Below are 18,879 nucleotides of genomic sequence, written 5' to 3'. Positions count from 1 at the left end.
ATGTTAGAGATAAAAGACTTGCATGCCAATATCAATGGCAAAGAGATATTGAAAGGTATTAACCTGACTGTAAAGCCGGGTGAAGTTCATGCCATCATGGGTCCCAACGGTTCCGGTAAAAGTACATTGAGCAATGTGCTTGTAGGACATCCCGCATACGAGGTTACAAAAGGTTCTGTTACATTCTTAGGTAAAGACCTGCTTAGTCTTAAACCTGAAGACCGCAGCCACGAAGGATTGTTCCTTTCATTCCAGTATCCGGTAGAAATTCCGGGTGTAAGCATGGTTAATTTCATGCGTGCCGCGGTTAATGAGCAGCGTAAATATAAGGGCCTGCCTGCACTTTCTGCCAGTGAATTCCTTAAGCTGATGAGACAGAAACGCGAAATTGTGGAATTGGACAGCAAGCTTGCCAACCGCTCTGTAAACGAAGGTTTCTCCGGCGGCGAGAAGAAGCGTAACGAGATTTTCCAGATGGCGATGCTCGAACCGAAGTTGAGCATCCTTGACGAAACAGACTCAGGACTTGACATCGACGCTTTGCGTATCGTTGCCGAAGGTGTAAACAAACTTAAGACTCCTGAAACAAGCTGTATCGTTATTACTCACTACCAGCGTCTGTTGGACTATATCAAACCAGACATCGTACACGTGCTTTACAAAGGACGTATCGTGAAGACTGCAGGTCCTGAACTTGCACTCGAGCTCGAAGAGAAGGGTTATGACTGGATTAAGAAAGAATTGGGAGAGTAAAGAGAAAAATAACATGAAAGCAGAACAACAATATATAGACCTTTTCACCCAGTGTGAAGCCATGATATGCCGTCACAGCGCAGACGTGCTCAACGCTCCGCGTGCCAAGGCATTTGCCGATTTCGAGGCTCATGGATTCCCTTCACAGAAGGTTGAGAAGTACAAATATACGGATGTCGCAAAGTTCTTCGCGCCGGACTACGGATTGAACCTGAACCGTCTGGAGATACCGGTAAATCCGTATGAAGTGTTCAAGTGCGATGTCCCTAACATGAGCACCTCGCTTTATTTCGTGGTGAACGATACATTCGATACACACGACAATCCTGCCGCACAGCTTCCAGCCGGAGTTATCTTCGGAAGCCTGAAAGATGTGGCAAAGGAAAATCCTGTACTTGTGAAGAAATACTATTCACGGTTGGCTGATACATCAAAAGACAGTGTAACTGCATTCAATACAATGTTTGCACAGGATGGTGTGTTCATGTATGTACCTAAGAATGTAGTATTGGAGAAACCTATTCAGTTGGTCAATATTCTCCGTGCCGATGTAAACTTCATGGTGAACCGCCGTGTGGTTATAGTCCTTGAAGACGGTGCACAGGCCAAATTACTGGTATGCGACCATGCTATGGACGATGTGAATTTCCTTTCTACTCAGGTAGTGGAAATCTTTGTAGGCGAGAATGCCTGTTTCGATTTGTACGAACTTGAGGAAACACATAATTCCACAGTACGATTCAGCAACCTGTATGTACGTCAGGAGGCAAACAGCAATGTCCTGCTTAACGGCATGACACTCCATAACGGTACTACGCGCAACACTTCGGAAGTAACCCTTGCCGGCAAGGGCGCTGAAATCACACTCTGCGGAATGGCTATCGCTGATAAGAACGAGCAGGTGGACAATAACACGTTCATTGACCATAAGGCATCTGACTGTACAAGTACCGAACTCTTTAAGTACGTTCTTGATGATCAGGCTGTAGGTGCATTTGCCGGTAAAGTCCTTGTACGTGAAGGTGCCCAGCGCACAAACTCACAGCAGACAAACAGCAATATCTGTGTAACCCGTGAAGCCCGCATGTTTACCCAGCCACAGCTTGAGATTTATGCCGACGATGTGAAATGCTCTCACGGAGCTACCGTAGGACAGCTTGACGAAAACGCATTGTTCTACATGCAGCAGCGTGGTATCAGTCTGAAGGAAGCACGTCTGTTATTGATGTTTGCATTCGTCAATGAAGTTATCGACAAGATACGTATGGATGCTCTCAAAGACCGTCTTCATCTTCTTGTAGAAAAACGATTCCGTGGCGAACTGAACAAGTGTCAGGGATGTGCGATATGCGGAAAATAAAAAAACATTATGTACGATATTCAGAAAATAAGAGAAGACTTTCCGATACTGTCAAGAACAGTATATGGCAAGCCGTTGATATACTTGGACAATGGAGCTACCACACAGAAACCAAAGTGTGTGGTAGATGCAATTGTCGATGAGTATTATTCTGTAAATGCCAATGTACACCGCGGTGTTCATTTCCTTTCACAGCAGGCAACAAATTTGCATGAGGCATCGCGCGAAACTGTGCGTAAGTTTATAAATGCGCGCAGTACGTCAGAGATAATCTTTACTCGAGGAACAACTGAGAGTATAAATCTCGTAGCTTCATCTTTCACTGATGCCTTCATGAAGGAAGGAGATGAAGTGATGGTTTCGGTAATGGAGCATCACAGCAACATCGTCTCATGGCAGATTCAGGCACTCCGTAAAGGAATAGTTCTGAAAGTTATTCCTATGAATGACCGTGGCGAATTGCTGATTGATGAGTACGAAAAACTGTTCACTCCGCGCACAAAGCTTGTTTCCGTAGCCCATGTTTCAAATGTTCTCGGAACAATAAATCCTGTGAAGCAGATTGCGTCAATAGCTCATGCCCACAATGTTCCGGTGCTGATAGACGGAGCACAGGGTATTCCACATACGAAGGTGGATGTACAGGATATTGATGCCGATTTCTATGTGTTCAGTGCACATAAGATTTATGGTCCTACCGGTATAGGAGTACTTTATGGCAAGGAAGATCTTCTTGACAAGATGCCTCCTTATCAAGGTGGTGGAGAGATGATAAAGAATGTAAGTTTCGAAGGAACGACATTCAACGAACTGCCTTTCAAGTTCGAAGCCGGAACGCCTGATTATGTAGGTTCTACTGCAATGGCAAAAGCATTGGACTATGTTTCTGCCATAGGTATGGATAATATAGCTGCCCATGAACATGAACTTATCATGTATGCTATGCAGCGTATGAAAGAAATCCCGGGTATGCGTATCTTTGGTGAGGCGGAACATAAGGGAGGAGTTATTTCATTCCTTGTTGGTGATATCCACCATTTCGATATGGGAACATTGCTTGACCGTCTCGGAATAGCAGTCCGCACCGGACATCACTGCGCCGAACCTCTTATGCACCGTTTGGGAATAGAGGGAACAGTGCGAGCTTCATTCGGTATGTACAACACTAAAGAAGAAATCGATGCTCTGATTGCCGGTATTGAGAGGGTGAGCAAGATGTTCGGATGATAGACATTGCAAATTATTATAGCCTCAAATGGCGTTTAAACAGTATTTAAAAGCTGTTTAAACGCCATTTAATGTTATATGGATATTGGTTTAAAATCCAAGCCTCTTGAACTCACTCTCAAAATTTGGAGTGAAAACTCCTTTCCCCATGTTTGCCTTAATTTCCTCTATACTCCAGAATCTGCCTCCATCCAGTTCTTCTGACGGATGTATCTCACCGTCATAAACAGTCTTGTGGGCAAAAACAAGTTCTTTCTCGCGTGCGGATTCGAACACGTAGTGTGTAAGAAGTTCAGGAGTGAAATCTTCTATTCCGAGCTCCTCTCTGACTTCGCGTTTTAGGGCCATTTCCACACTTTCTCCCAAGTCGATGTGACCTCCTACTGCAGTATCCCATTTTCCCGGCTGTATGTCTTTCCATTCCGGACGTTTCTGTAGGTAGAGCTCTCCACGACTGTTGAAAACATGCAGATGCACTACCGGATGCAGCAGCTTGCTGCCGCTGTGACACTCACCTCTTGTAGCTGCAGACAAGATATTTCCGTCCTCATCTACTACAGGGAACATTTCTTCGCTATTATCCATTTGAGTTTTTTAGTTTTTAAGTTTATTAGTTAGTTGACGAGTTGACGAAACTGAAGCCTTGTTGCCTTTCTTACGGAATCAGCAGCGACGAATCGCCGTAGCTCAGGAAGCGGAAATCGTGTGACAGTGCATAGTCGTAAATCTTTCTCCAGTCGCCTTTCACGAATGCCGAAACCAGGAGCAGCAGAGTGCTTTGCGGCTGATGGAAGTTGGTTACTATGCGTTTCACTATCTTGTATTCATATCCCGGAGCGATGATAATCTGAGTGCTTGTATTCAGCGCGTCCAAATGATTTCTGTCCATGTAATCGAGGATATTCTGCAGAGCCTGAATAGGAGTGAGGTTTGTCTCGTTCTCGTATGGCATCCATTGCTTAACGTGCAGTTCCTCCTGCGACGCTTCAGGTCTTGACTCTAAGATTACTCCGATATAGTACAGACTTTCTATCGTTCTTACTGATGTCGTTCCCACGGCAGTGGTTTCTCCGCCATGTTTCAGAAGTTTCTCGATGGTCTGTCTGTTTACGGAGATATATTCCGTGTGCATATCGTGTCCTGCTATTTCCTCACTCTTTACAGGGCGGAAAGTACCGGCTCCCACATGCAGAGTCACTTCTTCCAGGTCAACACCCTTGTTTCTCAGTGTGTCAAGCACTCTCTCTGTGAAATGCAATCCAGCTGTTGGTGCAGCCACAGAACCTTTTATCTTAGAATACACTGTCTGGTAAGTCTCCTTGTCGCTTTCCTGTGTCTCGCGGTTCAGATATGGAGGGATAGGAAGTTCGCCGAACACTTCAAGGATATCAGCAAAAGTCACTTCGCTGTTGTCCCAGCTGAAGTCTATCCAGTGGCTTGTGCCGTGACATTCGCCTCGTGTGGCAGTCAGTGTCAGCGGTTTGCCTTTAACGGTCATTTCCCTGTGAAGCGGACCTTCTTTCCATTTCTTCAGATTGCCCACCATGCAGAGCCATGCCGAGTGTTCTGTCTGCTGGAAGTTCAGCACGTAATCGTTAGGCTTTATAGGTTCAAGACAGAAAATTTCTATCAGCGCACCAGTTTCTTTTCTGAAATGCAGTCTTGCCTGAATAACCTTTGTATTGTTGAAAATCATCAGAGATCCCGGTTCGATATATTCCGGCAGTGAAGTGAAGACTCTTTCTTCTATTTCGCCGTGATTGTAAACCAGTAGTTTGGAACTGTCGCGCTCTTTCAGCGGGAATTTTGCTATTCTTTCGTCCGGAAGTGGATAGTTATAGTCGCTTATCTTTATGTGTTTCGTTTCTTCCATCTGTGTAGTTTGTTCAATATTTTCTGCAAAAGTATAAAAAACTTTCGTATCTGCTTAAAAGTAACTACTTTTGCTTGAACTATAATACTGAAAGAATATGAAAATAGGAGATAAAGTACGTTTCCTCAGCGAAGTGGGAGGCGGTATAGTACGAGGTTTTCAAGGCAAGGATATAGCCTTGGTAGAAGGAGAGGACGGTTTCGAGATACCTATGCTTATAAAGGAATGTGTGGTTATTCAGACCGATGATTATAATATCCCGATGAAGTCTGTTTCAAAACCACAGCAGGCACCTGTTGAGGAGGAAGAAGAGGAAGAGGATGACAGACCGATAACATATCGTGCGCCTGAAATCAGAGGAAACGATGTGCTTAATGTCTTCCTGGCATTTGTTCCGCATGATATTAAGGCTATCAGCACTACAGGATTTGATGCATATTTAGTGAACGACAGCAATTATTTTATTGATTATATCTATCTCTCTGCCGAAGGAAAGAGCTGGACTCTGAGAAGCCGCGGTACTGTCAAGCCGAACATGAAACAGGCGCTTGAGGAATTCGAGAAGAAAGATTTGAATGATTTGGAGCATGTGGCAGTACAGATTATCGCTTATAAGGATGACCGTACTTTCCTTATCAAGCCGGCTGTTTCTACTGAAATCAGAATTGACACAGTTAAGTTCTATAAACTTCATACGTTCGAAGAAAATGAATTCTTCAACGAACCTGCATTGATTTATGATGTGGTGAAAGATGATGAAGAAGCCAAACAGGTGTATGTCAATGCCGATGATATTAAGAAAGCGTTGTTATCGAAGGGTGAAGAAAATGATGTCCCAAAGAAAGTGTTGCGCAAGGAAGAAAAGAAAATCAAGAACGGAATTATCGAAATAGACCTTCATATAGACGCTCTTCTAGATGATACTACAGGTATGGGAAATGCGGAAATGCTGAACTATCAGCTTGACGTATTCCGCAAGACTATGGAGGAATACAAGAGAAATACCGGACAGAAGATCGTGTTCATTCATGGTAAGGGCGATGGTGTTTTGCGCAAGGCATTGCTTGACGAACTTAAGCGTAAGTACAGGACATGCTTGAGCCAGGATGCCTCGTTCCGCGAATATGGATATGGAGCAACAATGGTGATAATAAAATAAAACTCAAACTCATGAAAACTCTAAAAGAAATGCTTTCACACGACCGTTTCGCAGCTGAGGCGGGAGTTGAACTTCTCGAAGTACGCGAGGGATATGCCAAAGCGCGTATGCTCGTTACGGAGAAACATCTTAACGGGGGAGGAGTGTGTCAGGGTGGAGCCTTGTTCACACTTGCAGATTTGGCTTTTGCCGCTGTGGCAAACAGCCGGAATCAACTTACTCTTTCTCTTAATGCCAATATTACATTCCTGCGCGCGGTAAGCAGCGGATATGTGTATGCCGAGGCTGTGGAGACATTCAATCATGCCAAGATACCTTTCATCGAGGTTCGTATCAGCGATGAGGAAGGTTGCCCGGTTGCCGTATTCACAAGTTCCGGTTACAGGAAAAAGACAGAACTGAATCTGGAAAGTTTGATGTAATGAACAATCGTTATGAAGAAAGGCTGGGTACGGACAGAATGCTGCCTTTGGTGTTCCGTATGGCGCTGCCTGCCGTGGCTGCCCAGTTTGTCAATCTGCTTTATAATATAGTTGACAGAATTTATATAGGACACATCCCCGGTATAGGAACAGAGGCTCTTGCCGGGGTTGGTGTCACTACCTCGATAGTAATACTCATATCATCGTTTTCGTCGATAGTTGGAGCCGGCGGTGCTCCTCTTGCTGCCATGGCTTTGGGGCAGGGTGACAGGGAAAGAGCAGGACGTATATTGGGAAACGGTTTTGTGATGCTGATACTTTTCACTATCATTACCTCACTGATAGCATACATCTTCATGGAACCTATTCTACTGCTTACCGGAGCATCCGAAAGGACACTGCCGTTTGCAGAAGATTATCTCTCTGTCTATCTGCTTGGTACACTGTTCGTTGAAATATCCACAGGACTTAATACATTCATAAACTCTCAGGGAAGACCTGCCATAGCCATGTGGTCGGTAGTGATAGGTGCATTGCTGAATATCATTCTCGATCCTATATTCATTTTCACTTTCGATATGGGAGTAAAGGGAGCTGCCATAGCTACTGTCCTGTCGCAAGCAGTGAGTGCCATTTGGGTGCTGCGTTTCCTTACTTCAAGTTCTGCATCGCTTCCGCTTGAAAGGAAGTATATGCGGCTTCAGAAAAAGATAGTCCTCTCTGTCGTTGCTCTCGGAGTATCACCATTTATCATGGCAAGTACGGAGAGTCTTGTCGGTTTCGTTCTTAATGGAAGCCTGAAGCATTTTGGAGATATATATGTCAGTGCGCTTGCCATTATGCAGAGTGCAATGCAGTTTGTCAGTGTGCCGCTTGTAGGTTTTGCCCAGGGATTTGTTCCAGTGGTGAGCTACAATTATGGTCACGCCTATAAGGAACGTGTGAAGCAATGTTTCAAGATAGTGGTTACATTCATGTTCAGTTTCAATTTTCTGTTGATACTTCTGATAGTATTATTCCCTCATGTTGTTGCTTCCGTATTTACAGATGATGATGCTTTGATAGAGACTGTTTCGCAAGTCATGCCTCTGTTCCTTGCCGGAATGTCTATATTTGGACTCCAGCGTGCATGTCAGAACATGTTTGTAGCTTTGGGACAGGCTAAGATTTCAATCTTCATAGCCTTGTTGAGAAAGGTTATTCTGCTTATTCCTCTGGCACTGATATTGCCTCATTTTTGGGGAGTGGAAGGGATATTTGCTGCCGAAGCAATTTCGGATGCCACAGCTGCTGTGTGCTGTACAGCTTTATTTGCATGGCAGTTTCCAAAGATATTATCTCGGATAAAAGGATAATTGTAGAAATTCTTAGATATATAAACCGTAACACGTTCGTGTCACGCGCGTAACACCTACGTGTTCCGCTCGTTACACGTTCGTGTTCCGCCCGTTACACGTACGTGTAACGGCAACTTTGTACGCAAATTTCAGAATTTATTGACGTCCGCTTCATTAAATATTAATAGGAATTTTGGTGTATGTTACAGAAAGTGTTATTACAGTTTTTGTATAACTCTTTTTGTTATTACATTTTTTGTAATATCTTTGTAGGTGATAAACAATAAAAACTCATAATATGGAAACTCCGTTTGTCTTTGGAAAAATTGCCACAGAAAAGAATTTTACAGACCGGGAACAAGAAACCGCATATCTTGTGGATAACTTTACGTCGTTGATAAATACAATCATAATATCTCCACGCCGTTGGGGTAAAAGTTCTCTTGTGAATAAAGCGGCCGAACGGGCTATGGAGCGTGAACATAATTTACGTGTTTGTCATATCGACCTCTTTAATGTACGCAGCGAGGAACACTTTTATTCATTATTGGCTCAGAAAGTTATTTCAGCCACTTCTGGCAGATGGGAGGAAGCAATATCAGATGCCAGGAAATTCTTTTCACGGTTGGTTCCCAAAATCTCGATAGCTTCAGACCCGATGAGTGAAGTAACTATTGATTTTGATTGGGAACAGGTTAAACGTACTCCAGACGAAGTGCTTGACCTGGCAGAGAAGATTGCTGTGGCGAAGGGGTTGAAGATAGTTATCTGTATTGATGAATTTCAGAACATAGCCGATTTTACTGATTCTGATTATTTTCAGAAGAAATTACGATCCCACTGGCAGTTGCACCAGCATGTAGCATATTGTCTTTATGGAAGCAAGCGCCACATGATGTTGGAAGTCTTTACTGACTCTTCCAAACCATTCTACAAGTTTGGTAATCTTATTTTTCTGAACAAGATAGCCACTCCATATCTTGTGGACTTTTTCAAAACCCGTTTCACAGACACCGGAAAGAGTATAACCGATGAAGCAAGTCATCTGATAGCCGAGCTGACAGACAATCATCCGTATTATGCACAGCAGTTAGCCCAATTGTCTTGGTTGAGGACAAAGGATATATGCACCGTTGGTATAGTGCAGGAGTCACATTCAGCTTTGGTTGAGCAGCTAAGTCTTCTGTTTGTGACAATTACGGAAACCCTTACAGTCCAGCAACTTAATTATCTGAATGCTTTGCTTGCCGGTGAAACCAATATCAGTTCTACGGAGGTGATGCATCGCTACAGGATATCTTCTCCTACTTCTATTGCCCGCTCAAAGGTAGCTCTCGTAAGAAATGATATATTGGATAATCAGGGCGGCAAGTATTCATTCCAAGATCCGATATATGCTTATTGGTTGCGGACGCAGTATTTTGGGGTGAGCTGATACAATTAAAGATTTATTGTATTTTTTTCGTACAAACTTCTTGTCGCACATTATCTGTAAATATAACTGTTTTCACATTATACTGATTGTTTTAGGTGGAAAATTTCACATTTTCCGTTGTGTTTTAAGCCTTAAATTTCACATTTCCCCTATTTAAAAGACTTGTCCGTTCACTGACTGATTTTTCAAATTCTTTTCAAAAGCTTTTCCACATCAGCGCGAATCTTGGCATAGAGCGGTGAATTCTTGTAATTGAGATTTTTGTGTATCACCACTTCCACACCAATCTGAGAACGCTGGTAGTTGGTCAGTTCGTTATGGAGCTGAAGGCTGTGGAGGGCGAGGTCATGAATCTGCTGTTCTCTTTCTCGGCGGAGAACGGTACATACCGGTATGAGCAGACGGAGAACCACATTGTCCATTATGTGATGCCCTTGTATGAACATATATGTATTGTCGGAAGTTACTCCGAGTGTGGGGAGTTCTCTTTTCAGTTCCTCAATCTCGCGCTTGGCTTCGGGATGTCTGCGCTCGAGGTCATGAAGCTTTTTCTCCACTTTCTTTGCCATGTGCTCAAGGCTTCGTTCGGGATAACGTGTGCTTACCTGGTCCAGCTTGACATACGAACAGAAATCAAGTAGCGAGAATTCTGCGAGGATGTGTCTTCTGTAGAACCATACTGACCATATAAAAAGCGGCCAGGCTATATTGGAGTATGCCTTCATGAAAGCAGGGAAGTCTATCAGCTTATGGTCGTTAAGTGTGGCTGTAACGCATACATCGTGCAGACCTTCGGCATAGCAGTGGTAGTTCTCTATGGCGTAGGCATACGTCTGCAGTACGTACGGACATTCTATCATGTAGCGCGAGGTGTTTGTTCGGCCTTGCAGGAGGTAGTCATAGTCGCTGTCCACACAGGCTATCATGTTTTCGCCCAACTGTTTTCCAAGCTGGTTCATAAGGACGGTTTTCTTTCCTTTGGCAAGCGAACTTTGTGATGGAAGCATGACTTCGAAATAAACCTTGTCGTTTTCATACTCTGAGAGCAGGGCACGCCAGAACGATATGTCGTCATAGCTCTCCACGTATGCCACAATCTTCCTCTTTGCATGTTTGGGCTTCAGATTGTTTGCCGCACCGATATATAGTGATGAAAGGTTTTCCGTAAGTCGTTTTCCCATATGTATTTTAAGTTTATGAGTTTATGAGTTTTTGAGTTTATGAGTTGTTAATTGTTGGACTGTTATCAACTAACTTAAAAACTGAAGAACTTAAAAACTAATTAGTAGTAATGTCGCTCACTTCGGTAACTGCGTCCATCCATCCGTTCATGATAAGTGCGGGCGAGTGGGTTGTAAGTATAATCTGGACGTTAGGATTAAGGTTTCTGATGAGTGTGATAAGCCTTTGCTGCCATTCTATGTGGAGTGAGATTTCCGGCTCGTCCATAAACAAGGCGCAGTGGGCATTGTCCTGTACAAGTACTGTAAGCAGGATTACAAGCATCTGCTTTTCTCCGGACGAAAGTTTGTAAGGAGTCAGGATATCTCCATCCTGTTCGAAGAGAATCTCGTTGCTTCTGCGGTTTATCTTCTTGCCTGTTTCGGCAAACAGTTCGTCTATAAGGTCCTGGAATTTTGTTTTGGGCTTTGAAATCTCGGCTGCCATCATCTGCTTTTCAGGGTCTCCGCTTGTAAGCAGTTCAATGATTCTGTTGCCGATGTTTACCTGATAGTCTAAATAGCGGCGTTGCAGTTGGTATAGTTGCCAGTCTAATTCAGTACGTACATCCTGGTCGCCAATCTTCTTAAGCAGCCCGAAGTCGATGAGCGGACGGTCGAAACTGCGTATTACGTCGAATGGAATGAAATCAGCGTCCTCAGGACTGAACGTGAATGTTACGATGTCTTTTATTCCGTTTGTCAGTTCCACTTCATTGTTTTCGTTCAGCCTTCTCACGGAACTGTTCAGTATTGAACTTTTTCCAATACCGTTCACTCCACTTAGGATGTTGACGTCTTTTCTCAAATCCCATGCAATGTCTTTTCTGCCCCAGAGGCCTTTTATGACAATACGCTTTATGAACTCGGCTTGTTTCTTCATTTGTGTGTCTTTTATCGTTCTTATCCAACAAATTTAATCAATCTCTTTGAATAAATCAACCGTATTCCACCAATTTTTCAAATATCTTGTAACTTTGCGCAGCAAAATAAATTTAAGGTATAAAAGATATGAAGAGTTCTAATCTGAAAGCCCATCTGGCACTATTGTTTGCTGCCAGTATGTGGGGGCTAATGGCGCCTGTGGGTAAGGCTGACATGGATGCCGGAATTTCCGGTCTGGCACTTGCCAATATGCGTATGATAGGCGGTGCGTTATGTTTCTGGATAACATCTTTGTTTGTCAAAAAGGAGGATGTCCCTCCCCGCGACCTTATGCTCCTGTTTTTTGCGTCAATGCTTGGTATCGTATGCAATCAGGGATGCTATACTTTCGGTTTGTCGCTTACGTCGCCTGTCGATGCTTCAATAATGACTACTACAATGCCTATCGTCACAATGATATTGGCTGCAATTTTCCTTAAAGAGCCTGTTACACCGTTGAAGGTAGGAGGTATTCTTATGGGTTCAGTCGGCGCTTTGGCTTTAATACTGAGCAATACAGGCGGAAGTGACAGGGAAGGCAGTGTGCTGGGCGATGTGCTTTGCGTGATGGCACAGGTAAGCTTCGCATGTTATCTTACTATATTCAAGAAACTGATTTCGAAGTACAGTGTGTTTACTCTGATGAAATGGATGTTCAGCTATGCGGCGATATGTTTCATCCCGTTTTCTTACAGGGATTTTTCGGAGATGCAGTTCTCTTCATTCTCCATTGATGTATGGATGCAGGTGGGATATGTGATATTGTTCGGAACATATATTGCATATATTCTGATGCTTGTCGGTCAGAAAACACTTCGTCCTACAGTAGTAAGTATGTACAACTATATGCAGCCCGTTGTCGGTTCGAGTGTGGCGATACTGATGGGAATGTCGTCATTCGGATGGGTAAAGGCTATTGCTGCCATATCGATATTTGCCGGTGTATATCTCGTTACGCAAAGTAAATCGCGTGCCGAAATGATTAAGGAAGAAGCTGCGTCAAAACAATAAAGAATATAATGAAGGAAAAACCGAATATAGTGTCTCCAGTGCTTTATCTGCAGCATCACTACGAATTGCTGAAAGCTGAATATGAGTATGAGAAGGAGCAGTTCCGCCAGCAGACGGAGGTGATGGGTATCGGCCGTAAGGTGAAGCGCGGAATGTGCTGGTATCCCATATCTGTGGGACGAAGTTACTATAATGCTCTCAATCAGTTCGTGGTGGAGATATTCCGTACCGAGGATAAGGAGATAGAGCATCTTTTCGAGTATGGCCGTCCGGTGTGTTTCTTTACTCAGGATGCGGGCGGGCGACTGACATATATGAATTTCGTTGCAACGGTGAATTATGTTGACGAGGACCGTATGGTTGTGATACTGCCCGGACCTGATGCCATGATTGCCTTGCAGAGATATGATGTGCTTGGAGTACAGCTGTATTTTGATGAAACTTCATACCGCCTTATGTTTGAGGCGTTGAACCGTGTGATAGGTGCAAAGAACAACCGTCTTGCCGAGTTGCGTGATATTTTCCACGGACAGCAGCCTGTATCGGAATTTTCTTTCAATCCAATCCGATTTCCGTGGCTGAACCGTACTCAGGAAGAGGCTGTCAATAAGGTGCTTCATGCCAAGGATGTGGCTATTGTACACGGACCTCCGGGAACCGGAAAGACAACCACTCTTGTTGAGGCCATATACGAAACATTGCACCGTGAGAACCAGGTGATGGTGTGCGCGCAGAGTAATATGGCCGTCGATTGGATAAGCGAAAAACTTATTGATAGGGGGGTAAGTGTGTTGCGAATAGGAAATCCTTCGCGTGTGAATGACAAGATGCTGTCGTTTACATACGAAAGGAAATTCGAGTCGCATCCCGATTATTCACAGTTGTGGAGCATAAGAAAGGCTATCCGCGAACTGTATTCAGCAAACCGTAAAGGTGCCGACAGGGAAAGTATCAGATTGAAGATTAATTCGCTGAAAGACCGTGCTACGGAGCTGGAGATAAGGATAAACGAATCTTTGTTTGCCGAAGCGAGGGTTATATCATGCACTTTGGTGAGCAGTGCGAACCGTGTCCTTATGGGGCACAAATTTGGCACTCTGTTTATAGATGAGGCTGCCCAGGCATTGGAGGCGGCATGCTGGATTCCTATTGCGAAGGCGGACCGTGTTATATTTGCCGGCGACCATTGCCAGCTTCCGCCTACGGTGAAAAGTCCTGTGGCATTGCGTGGAGGTCTTGGTCATACGCTGATGCAAAGCATTGTGGCAAACAAACCTCAGGCTGTTTCTTTACTGAAGGTGCAATACAGAATGAACAATGAGATAATGCGTTTCTCTTCCGACTGGTTTTATGGCGGAATGTTGCAGTCGGCTCCCGAAGTGAAATATCGCAGCATCCTTGATTTCGACACGCCTATAGAATGGGTGAATACCGAAGGCATGGACTGCAATGAGGAATTTATTGGCGAGAATTACGGCCGTATAAACAAGCAGGAAGCAGAACTTTCCGTTGGAAAACTGAAGGAATACATAGAGAAGATAGGACGCGAACGCTTCCTTGACGAACGTATAGACGTGGGAGTGATTTCTCCATATAAGGCTCAGGTACAGTATCTCCGCCAGCTGATACGCAAGGATGCATGGTTCAAGCCGTATCGCCAATATATTACTGTCAATACCGTAGATGGTTTTCAGGGACAGGAGCGCGACGTGATACTTATCAGTCTTGTAAGGGCAAATGAGGAAGGTCAGATAGGTTTCCTGAACGACCTCAGACGAATGAACGTGGCGATAACGCGTGCCAGAATGAAACTGATTATCCTGGGAGATGTTGCGACGCTGACAAAACATCCTTTCTATAAAAAACTTAACGAGTATATAGAGAGTCTGTTTTGATTTGTGTGATAAGTCATTATTTATTAACTTTGTGCAGAAAATAATCACAATTAAAATTTTTTATGTTTAACGACTTATTACAATCGTCTTATTTCTCTGTATTCCTGATTGTTGCCCTGGGATTTATGCTCGGACGCATCAAGATAAAGGGATTATCTCTGGATGTATCAGCCGTGATCTTCATTGCCCTGGCTTTCGGCCATTGGGGAGTTTCAATTCCAAAGGAACTTGGTAACTTCGGGTTAGTGTTGTTTATCTTTACAATCGGTATTCAGGCCGGTCCCGGATTCTTTGATTCTTTCCGCACCAAGGGCAAGACTCTTATTCTTATTACAGTGCTTATCATTGCGTCGGCATGTCTTACGGCAATAGGGCTGAAATATGCTTTCGGAATAGATACGCCAAGTGTTGTGGGACTCGTGGCAGGAGCCCTTACCAGTACGCCAGGTCTTGCTGTGGCAATTGACAGTACACAGTCGCCATTGGCTTCAATAGCATACGGTATAGCATATCCGTTTGGAGTTATTGGTGTGATTCTTTTTGTGAAACTTCTGCCTAAGATTCTTCGTGTAGATTTGGACGAGGAAGCCAAACGTCTTGAAAAGGAACGTCGCGGACAGTTCCCGGAACTTAAAACATGTGTTTTCCGTGTTACAAACGATACTGTTTGTGGACGTACATTGGCTCAGTTGAATATACGTGCCATTACTGGTGCTGTGGTTTCACGCCTTAAGAAAAATAATGATATTATTGTTCCTACAGCCTCAATTGTGATTGACAAAGGAGATGTTATACAGGCCGTAGGTAGCGATGAGTCGCTTAATAATCTGGCTCTTATGCTTGGTGAGCGCGAAGAAGGTGAATTGCCGTTGATAAATACACAGGTAATAGAATCGCTGTTGCTTACCAAAAAGGATATGATAAACAAGCAGTTGGGCGATCTTAATCTCCAGCGTAACTTCGGATGTACCGTAACCCGTATCCGCCGAAGCGGTATCGACCTTTCACCTTCACCTGAACTGGCATTGAAGTTTGGCGACAAGCTGATGGTAGTGGGTGAGAAGGATGGTGTACAGGCTGTAGGCCGTTTGCTGGGCAATGACGAAAAGCGTTTGTCTGACACAGATTTCTTCCCTATAGCAATGGGTATAGTGCTTGGAGTCTTGTTCGGAAAACTGAATATATCATTTGGTGACGGAATGTCATTCTCTCCCGGACTGACAGGTGGAGTACTGATGATGGCTCTCTTCTTGAGTGCCATAGGTAAGACAGGTCCTATTTTGTGGTCCATGTCAGGTCCTGCAAACCAGCTCTTGCGACAGTTGGGCTTGTTGCTGTTCCTTGCTGAAGTTGGCACATCTGCGGGGAAAAATCTGATTTCTACATTCCAGGAAAGCGGATTCCTGCTATTTGGAGTAGGTGCTTTGATTACATTAGTTCCTATGTTTGTCGCCGCAATAGTTGGCCGTCTGGTATTCAAGATAAGCATACTCGATTTGCTTGGAACTATCACCGGTGGTATGACAAGTACCCCTGGTCTGGCAGCTGCCGATTCTATGACAGACAGTAACATCCCCGGAGTGGCATACGCTACGGTTTATCCTATAGCGATGGTGTTCCTGATATTGTTCATACAGTTCATAGCGTTGGTTATTGTATAACATATAAAATAAAACAACTATCCCCGGCATTTCAAAATTAAGTGTCGGGGATTGTTGTTTAATTCCTTATTATATTATGACTGTAAGTCCGTTCCTGCAGGACGCTGGAACAGTCGCAGGTTGAATTCCGGTGCCATAGCCATAACATGCTCGAATATTTCAGACTGAAGAGTTTCGTATGGAATCCAGTCAGGAGTGTCGGAGAAACAGTAAATCTCGAGGGGCATACCTTCGGAAGCAGGTTGCAGTTGGCGTACCATAATCATCAGATCTTTGTTTACTTTCGGATTATTGTTCAGATAGTTCAGCAGATAGCTTCTGAATACAGCCAGGTTTACAATTTTCTCGCTTGTGTCTGTTTTTTTGTCCAAGAACCCTTTCTGTATAAAACCCTGAATTTCTCCTTCGGTACAGAAATGTATGGTATTCATATCTATATTAACGGATCTTTTAATTCTTCGTCCTCCAGTTTCGCGCATTCCCCTCCAGTTCTGGAATGAATCGCTCACCAGTGCGTAGGGCGGTATGGTGGTTATCGTCTTGTCGAAGTTCTGTACTTTTACCGTTGTCAGTGATACCTCTATCACGTATCCGTCGGCTCCGTATTTAGTCATCGTAATCCAGTCGCCCGGGCGAAGCATGTCGTTAGCCGAAAGTTGCACTCCTGCCACCAGTCCCAAAATACTGTCCTTGAATATCAACATAAGCACTGCGGCCGATGCTCCCAATCCTGCAAGTATGTTTGTAGGATTCTGGTCGAGGATAATGCTGAACAGGATTATTATACCTATAATGATTGTAATGAGTTTTATCATCTGGTATATGCCTTTGAGCGGACGGTTCCTTAATTTCTCATGTTCATTGGATATATTATATAATGAGTTCAGGAAAGTTCCTACAAGTAGAATCGTTACTATGTCCATATACATGAGGCATACTTTGAGACTGAAGTTCAAGAGTTGCGGTGAATTGCTGAAGGCAAAAGGGAGCAATACATAAAGCATTATTGGTGGAATCAGACGACTGAAAGCTTTCATCATTTCTGTATTGAAAAGATAGTCGTCCCATTTAGCTTTAGTGCGTGCTGTGATTTTATGAATCAATGGTATTACTACGTGTCTGAAAAGTTTGGTACATAGGTATGTAATAATTATGATTGCCGCCAAGATTGTAAGCTGTGTACCCCAGTTTATGTCATTTTTTTCTACTCCTAAATTCTGAAGCAGTAGTGCTATTTCTTTTGTTACTTCATTGTTCATTCTTTCAAGTCTTAAAATCTTATGCAATATAAATAATTTTTTTCGAGTTGTGCAAATCCGAGTTTTTTAGTTGACAAGTAATGACTGAAATCAGCCATTATTAATCGTTAAAAAAACTCTTTGTCGTTTTAAATCGGATGACAAAGAGTTTTGAATTGAATGACAGTTTATTTGAAATCAAACGTATTGAGGCATATCGATTAAAATATAAAGCTTCTTAATGTGCTGTCAAACATATAATATTCTTTTGCTGTGAAGAATAAAATCTTTTCCTTTGTGTCAGAACAGTTCAGCACAGTTAGCCTTTCGTCGCAAATGAAGGAAAAAGTCAGTTTCGGACAGCAGTCCACTAAGGTTAAACAACTGTCGGATATCATAGAACAGGATATCATGATGGGAAAATACAAGACAGATACCAGTCTGCCTTCGATAAATTATTTAAGTAAAGCTTATAATGTGTCGCGCGATACGGTATTCAAGGCATTCTCTGATTTGCGCGAAAGGAAGCTGATTGATTCAACTCCCGGTAAGGGCTATTACGTAACAAACCGTCAGGAAAAGATATTTCTTCTGCTTGATGAATACTCACCTTTTAAAAATACTCTTTATAATAGTTTTGTACGTAAGCTTTCCACATCGTATAAGGTAGATTTATGGTTTCATCAATATAATGAACATATTTTCAATACAATTCTTCGCGAAGCTATTGGCCGTTATAATTATTATGTCGTGATGAATTTTGATAATGAGAAATTCTCTCCTTTATTCAATAAAATAAATCCTTCCCGTCTGTTGTTGCTTGACTTCGGAAAGTTTGAGAAGGAGAATTATTCCTATATATGCCAGAATTTTGATGATGAATTTTATAATGCCCTTACGCAACTGACAGGGAGACTGAAAAGATATCGTAAGATTGTATTCCAGTTGCCTGTTGATTCCAAACATCCGAGGGCATCGGCTGACAGCTTCAGACAGTATTGTGATGATAATGAGCTTATCTCTGAGATATCAGGACTGGAGGATATTACAGATGTAGAGAAAGATGTGGCATACATCGTTATACGTCAGACTGATGTTGTGAATATAATAAAGAGAAGTAGGGAAAATGGAATGAAATGTGGCCGAGATTTCGGTCTTGTAGCATATAATGATACGCCTGCATACGAAGTAATAGATGATGGGATTACGTCGCTTAGTATAGACTGGGAGTATATGGGAAAACAGGCTGCCAGGTTTATACTTACAGGAGAAAAAATTCATGAATATCTGCATACAGAGGTTCGTCTGAGAAAATCAGTTTGATAACAACGTGTTTTTTTAATTGCAGTGTTCCTTTTGGAAGA

At 43.2% G+C, this 18,879-nt stretch carries 16 protein-coding genes; 11 read left to right on the top strand and 5 right to left on the bottom strand.

The window, feature by feature from the left end; all coding sequences use genetic code 11:
- From sufC to H6A27_RS02680, 3 genes are read left to right on the top strand one after another with little or no spacing between them, the layout of a single operon-like run.
- Window positions 1-753 carry a Fe-S cluster assembly ATPase SufC gene (gene sufC, locus H6A27_RS02690; protein ID WP_204401586.1) on the top strand — a complete coding sequence of 251 codons (753 nt, stop codon included), beginning with the start codon at window positions 1-3 and terminating at the stop codon, window positions 751-753.
- Between the two features lie 13 nt (window positions 754-766).
- Complete coding sequence (sufD, locus tag H6A27_RS02685) at window positions 767-2,113, top strand: Fe-S cluster assembly protein SufD (protein WP_204507570.1); 1,347 nt, start codon at window positions 767-769, stop codon at window positions 2,111-2,113.
- Between the two features lie 9 nt (window positions 2,114-2,122).
- Window positions 2,123-3,340 (top strand): aminotransferase class V-fold PLP-dependent enzyme, encoded by a 1,218-nt coding sequence (locus tag H6A27_RS02680; RefSeq protein WP_204507569.1) that lies wholly within the window; start codon window positions 2,123-2,125, stop codon window positions 3,338-3,340.
- A 90-nt stretch (window positions 3,341-3,430) separates the two neighbouring features.
- On the opposite strand, the gene H6A27_RS02675 is transcribed toward H6A27_RS02680, so the two are convergent.
- Together H6A27_RS02675 and H6A27_RS02670 are read right to left on the bottom strand one after the other, a co-directional pair.
- Window positions 3,431-3,925, bottom strand: coding sequence for an NUDIX hydrolase (locus tag H6A27_RS02675; protein WP_204507568.1), 495 nt, complete (start codon window positions 3,923-3,925; stop codon window positions 3,431-3,433).
- Window positions 3,926-3,995: 70 nt separating this feature from the next.
- Complete coding sequence (locus H6A27_RS02670) at window positions 3,996-5,213, bottom strand: S-adenosylmethionine:tRNA ribosyltransferase-isomerase (protein ID WP_204507567.1); 1,218 nt, start codon at window positions 5,211-5,213, stop codon at window positions 3,996-3,998.
- 97 nt (window positions 5,214-5,310) lie between these two features.
- Between H6A27_RS02670 and H6A27_RS02665 the strand changes: the two genes are divergently transcribed.
- The 4 genes from H6A27_RS02665 to H6A27_RS02650 all read left to right on the top strand — a co-directional run bounded on the left by H6A27_RS02665 (window position 5,311) and on the right by H6A27_RS02650 (window position 9,566).
- Window positions 5,311-6,372: a DUF2027 domain-containing protein gene (locus H6A27_RS02665; protein WP_204507566.1), complete on the top strand. Its 1,062-nt coding sequence runs from the start codon at window positions 5,311-5,313 to the stop codon at window positions 6,370-6,372.
- Window positions 6,373-6,383: 11 nt separating this feature from the next.
- A complete protein-coding gene (locus H6A27_RS02660; protein ID WP_204507565.1) occupies window positions 6,384-6,794 on the top strand; it encodes a PaaI family thioesterase in 411 nt (136 codons plus the stop codon).
- Window positions 6,794-8,149: an MATE family efflux transporter gene (locus H6A27_RS02655; RefSeq protein WP_204507564.1), complete on the top strand. Its 1,356-nt coding sequence runs from the start codon at window positions 6,794-6,796 to the stop codon at window positions 8,147-8,149. The genes H6A27_RS02660 and H6A27_RS02655 overlap by 1 nt, the downstream gene beginning before the upstream one ends.
- Before the next feature lie 280 nt (window positions 8,150-8,429).
- A complete protein-coding gene (locus H6A27_RS02650; protein WP_204401571.1) occupies window positions 8,430-9,566 on the top strand; it encodes an AAA family ATPase in 1,137 nt (378 codons plus the stop codon).
- A gap of 185 nt (window positions 9,567-9,751) precedes the next feature.
- Here the strand turns inward: H6A27_RS02650 and H6A27_RS02645 are convergent, their stop codons facing one another.
- Both H6A27_RS02645 and H6A27_RS02640 read right to left on the bottom strand, forming a co-directional pair.
- Window positions 9,752-10,747, bottom strand: coding sequence for a DUF4435 domain-containing protein (locus tag H6A27_RS02645; protein ID WP_204401569.1), 996 nt, complete (start codon window positions 10,745-10,747; stop codon window positions 9,752-9,754).
- A gap of 97 nt (window positions 10,748-10,844) precedes the next feature.
- Complete coding sequence (locus tag H6A27_RS02640) at window positions 10,845-11,669, bottom strand: AAA family ATPase (RefSeq protein ID WP_204401567.1); 825 nt, start codon at window positions 11,667-11,669, stop codon at window positions 10,845-10,847.
- Between the two features lie 128 nt (window positions 11,670-11,797).
- Here H6A27_RS02640 and H6A27_RS02635 point away from each other — a divergent pair, with 128 nt between their 5' ends.
- From H6A27_RS02635 to H6A27_RS02625, 3 genes are all read left to right on the top strand, one after another.
- The gene (locus tag H6A27_RS02635; protein ID WP_204507563.1) at window positions 11,798-12,721 is read left to right on the top strand and encodes a DMT family transporter; all 924 of its coding nucleotides are present in this window, start codon (window positions 11,798-11,800) and stop codon (window positions 12,719-12,721) included.
- An 8-nt stretch (window positions 12,722-12,729) separates the two neighbouring features.
- Window positions 12,730-14,616, top strand: a complete 1,887-nt coding sequence (locus H6A27_RS02630; protein ID WP_204507562.1) for an AAA domain-containing protein — start codon at window positions 12,730-12,732, stop codon at window positions 14,614-14,616.
- A gap of 62 nt (window positions 14,617-14,678) precedes the next feature.
- Entirely contained in the window at window positions 14,679-16,277 is a 1,599-nt protein-coding gene (locus H6A27_RS02625) for an aspartate:alanine exchanger family transporter (RefSeq protein WP_204401561.1), read from the top strand.
- Between the two features lie 74 nt (window positions 16,278-16,351).
- Here the strand turns inward: H6A27_RS02625 and H6A27_RS02620 are convergent, their stop codons facing one another.
- Window positions 16,352-17,536: a mechanosensitive ion channel family protein gene (locus H6A27_RS02620; RefSeq protein ID WP_204507561.1), complete on the bottom strand. Its 1,185-nt coding sequence runs from the start codon at window positions 17,534-17,536 to the stop codon at window positions 16,352-16,354.
- A gap of 315 nt (window positions 17,537-17,851) precedes the next feature.
- On the opposite strand from H6A27_RS02620, the gene H6A27_RS02615 reads away from it, so the two are divergent.
- A complete protein-coding gene (locus H6A27_RS02615; RefSeq protein WP_204507588.1) occupies window positions 17,852-18,838 on the top strand; it encodes a GntR family transcriptional regulator in 987 nt (328 codons plus the stop codon).
- The last annotated feature ends 41 nt before the right edge of the window (window positions 18,839-18,879 follow it).

This window comes from Bacteroides caecigallinarum, from assembly GCF_016902295.1.
GTDB classification, from domain to species: domain Bacteria; phylum Bacteroidota; class Bacteroidia; order Bacteroidales; family Bacteroidaceae; genus Phocaeicola; species Phocaeicola caecigallinarum_A.
Note: the sequence above shows the minus strand (reverse complement) of the source record. Positions and strands in the feature narration are given on the sequence as shown.

Coding starts and splice junctions, on each gene's coding strand:
- sufC (WP_204401586.1), top strand. CDS start 1: ATGTTAGAGATAAAAGACTTGCATGCCAATATCAATGGCAAAGAGATA.
- sufD (WP_204507570.1), top strand. CDS start 767: ATGAAAGCAGAACAACAATATATAGACCTTTTCACCCAGTGTGAAGCC.
- H6A27_RS02680 (WP_204507569.1), top strand. CDS start 2,123: ATGTACGATATTCAGAAAATAAGAGAAGACTTTCCGATACTGTCAAGA.
- H6A27_RS02675 (WP_204507568.1), bottom strand. CDS start 3,925: ATGGATAATAGCGAAGAAATGTTCCCTGTAGTAGATGAGGACGGAAAT.
- H6A27_RS02670 (WP_204507567.1), bottom strand. CDS start 5,213: ATGGAAGAAACGAAACACATAAAGATAAGCGACTATAACTATCCACTT.
- H6A27_RS02665 (WP_204507566.1), top strand. CDS start 5,311: ATGAAAATAGGAGATAAAGTACGTTTCCTCAGCGAAGTGGGAGGCGGT.
- H6A27_RS02660 (WP_204507565.1), top strand. CDS start 6,384: ATGAAAACTCTAAAAGAAATGCTTTCACACGACCGTTTCGCAGCTGAG.
- H6A27_RS02655 (WP_204507564.1), top strand. CDS start 6,794: ATGAACAATCGTTATGAAGAAAGGCTGGGTACGGACAGAATGCTGCCT.
- H6A27_RS02650 (WP_204401571.1), top strand. CDS start 8,430: ATGGAAACTCCGTTTGTCTTTGGAAAAATTGCCACAGAAAAGAATTTT.
- H6A27_RS02645 (WP_204401569.1), bottom strand. CDS start 10,747: ATGGGAAAACGACTTACGGAAAACCTTTCATCACTATATATCGGTGCG.
- H6A27_RS02640 (WP_204401567.1), bottom strand. CDS start 11,669: ATGAAGAAACAAGCCGAGTTCATAAAGCGTATTGTCATAAAAGGCCTC.
- H6A27_RS02635 (WP_204507563.1), top strand. CDS start 11,798: ATGAAGAGTTCTAATCTGAAAGCCCATCTGGCACTATTGTTTGCTGCC.
- H6A27_RS02630 (WP_204507562.1), top strand. CDS start 12,730: ATGAAGGAAAAACCGAATATAGTGTCTCCAGTGCTTTATCTGCAGCAT.
- H6A27_RS02625 (WP_204401561.1), top strand. CDS start 14,679: ATGTTTAACGACTTATTACAATCGTCTTATTTCTCTGTATTCCTGATT.
- H6A27_RS02620 (WP_204507561.1), bottom strand. CDS start 17,536: ATGAACAATGAAGTAACAAAAGAAATAGCACTACTGCTTCAGAATTTA.
- H6A27_RS02615 (WP_204507588.1), top strand. CDS start 17,852: ATGAAGGAAAAAGTCAGTTTCGGACAGCAGTCCACTAAGGTTAAACAA.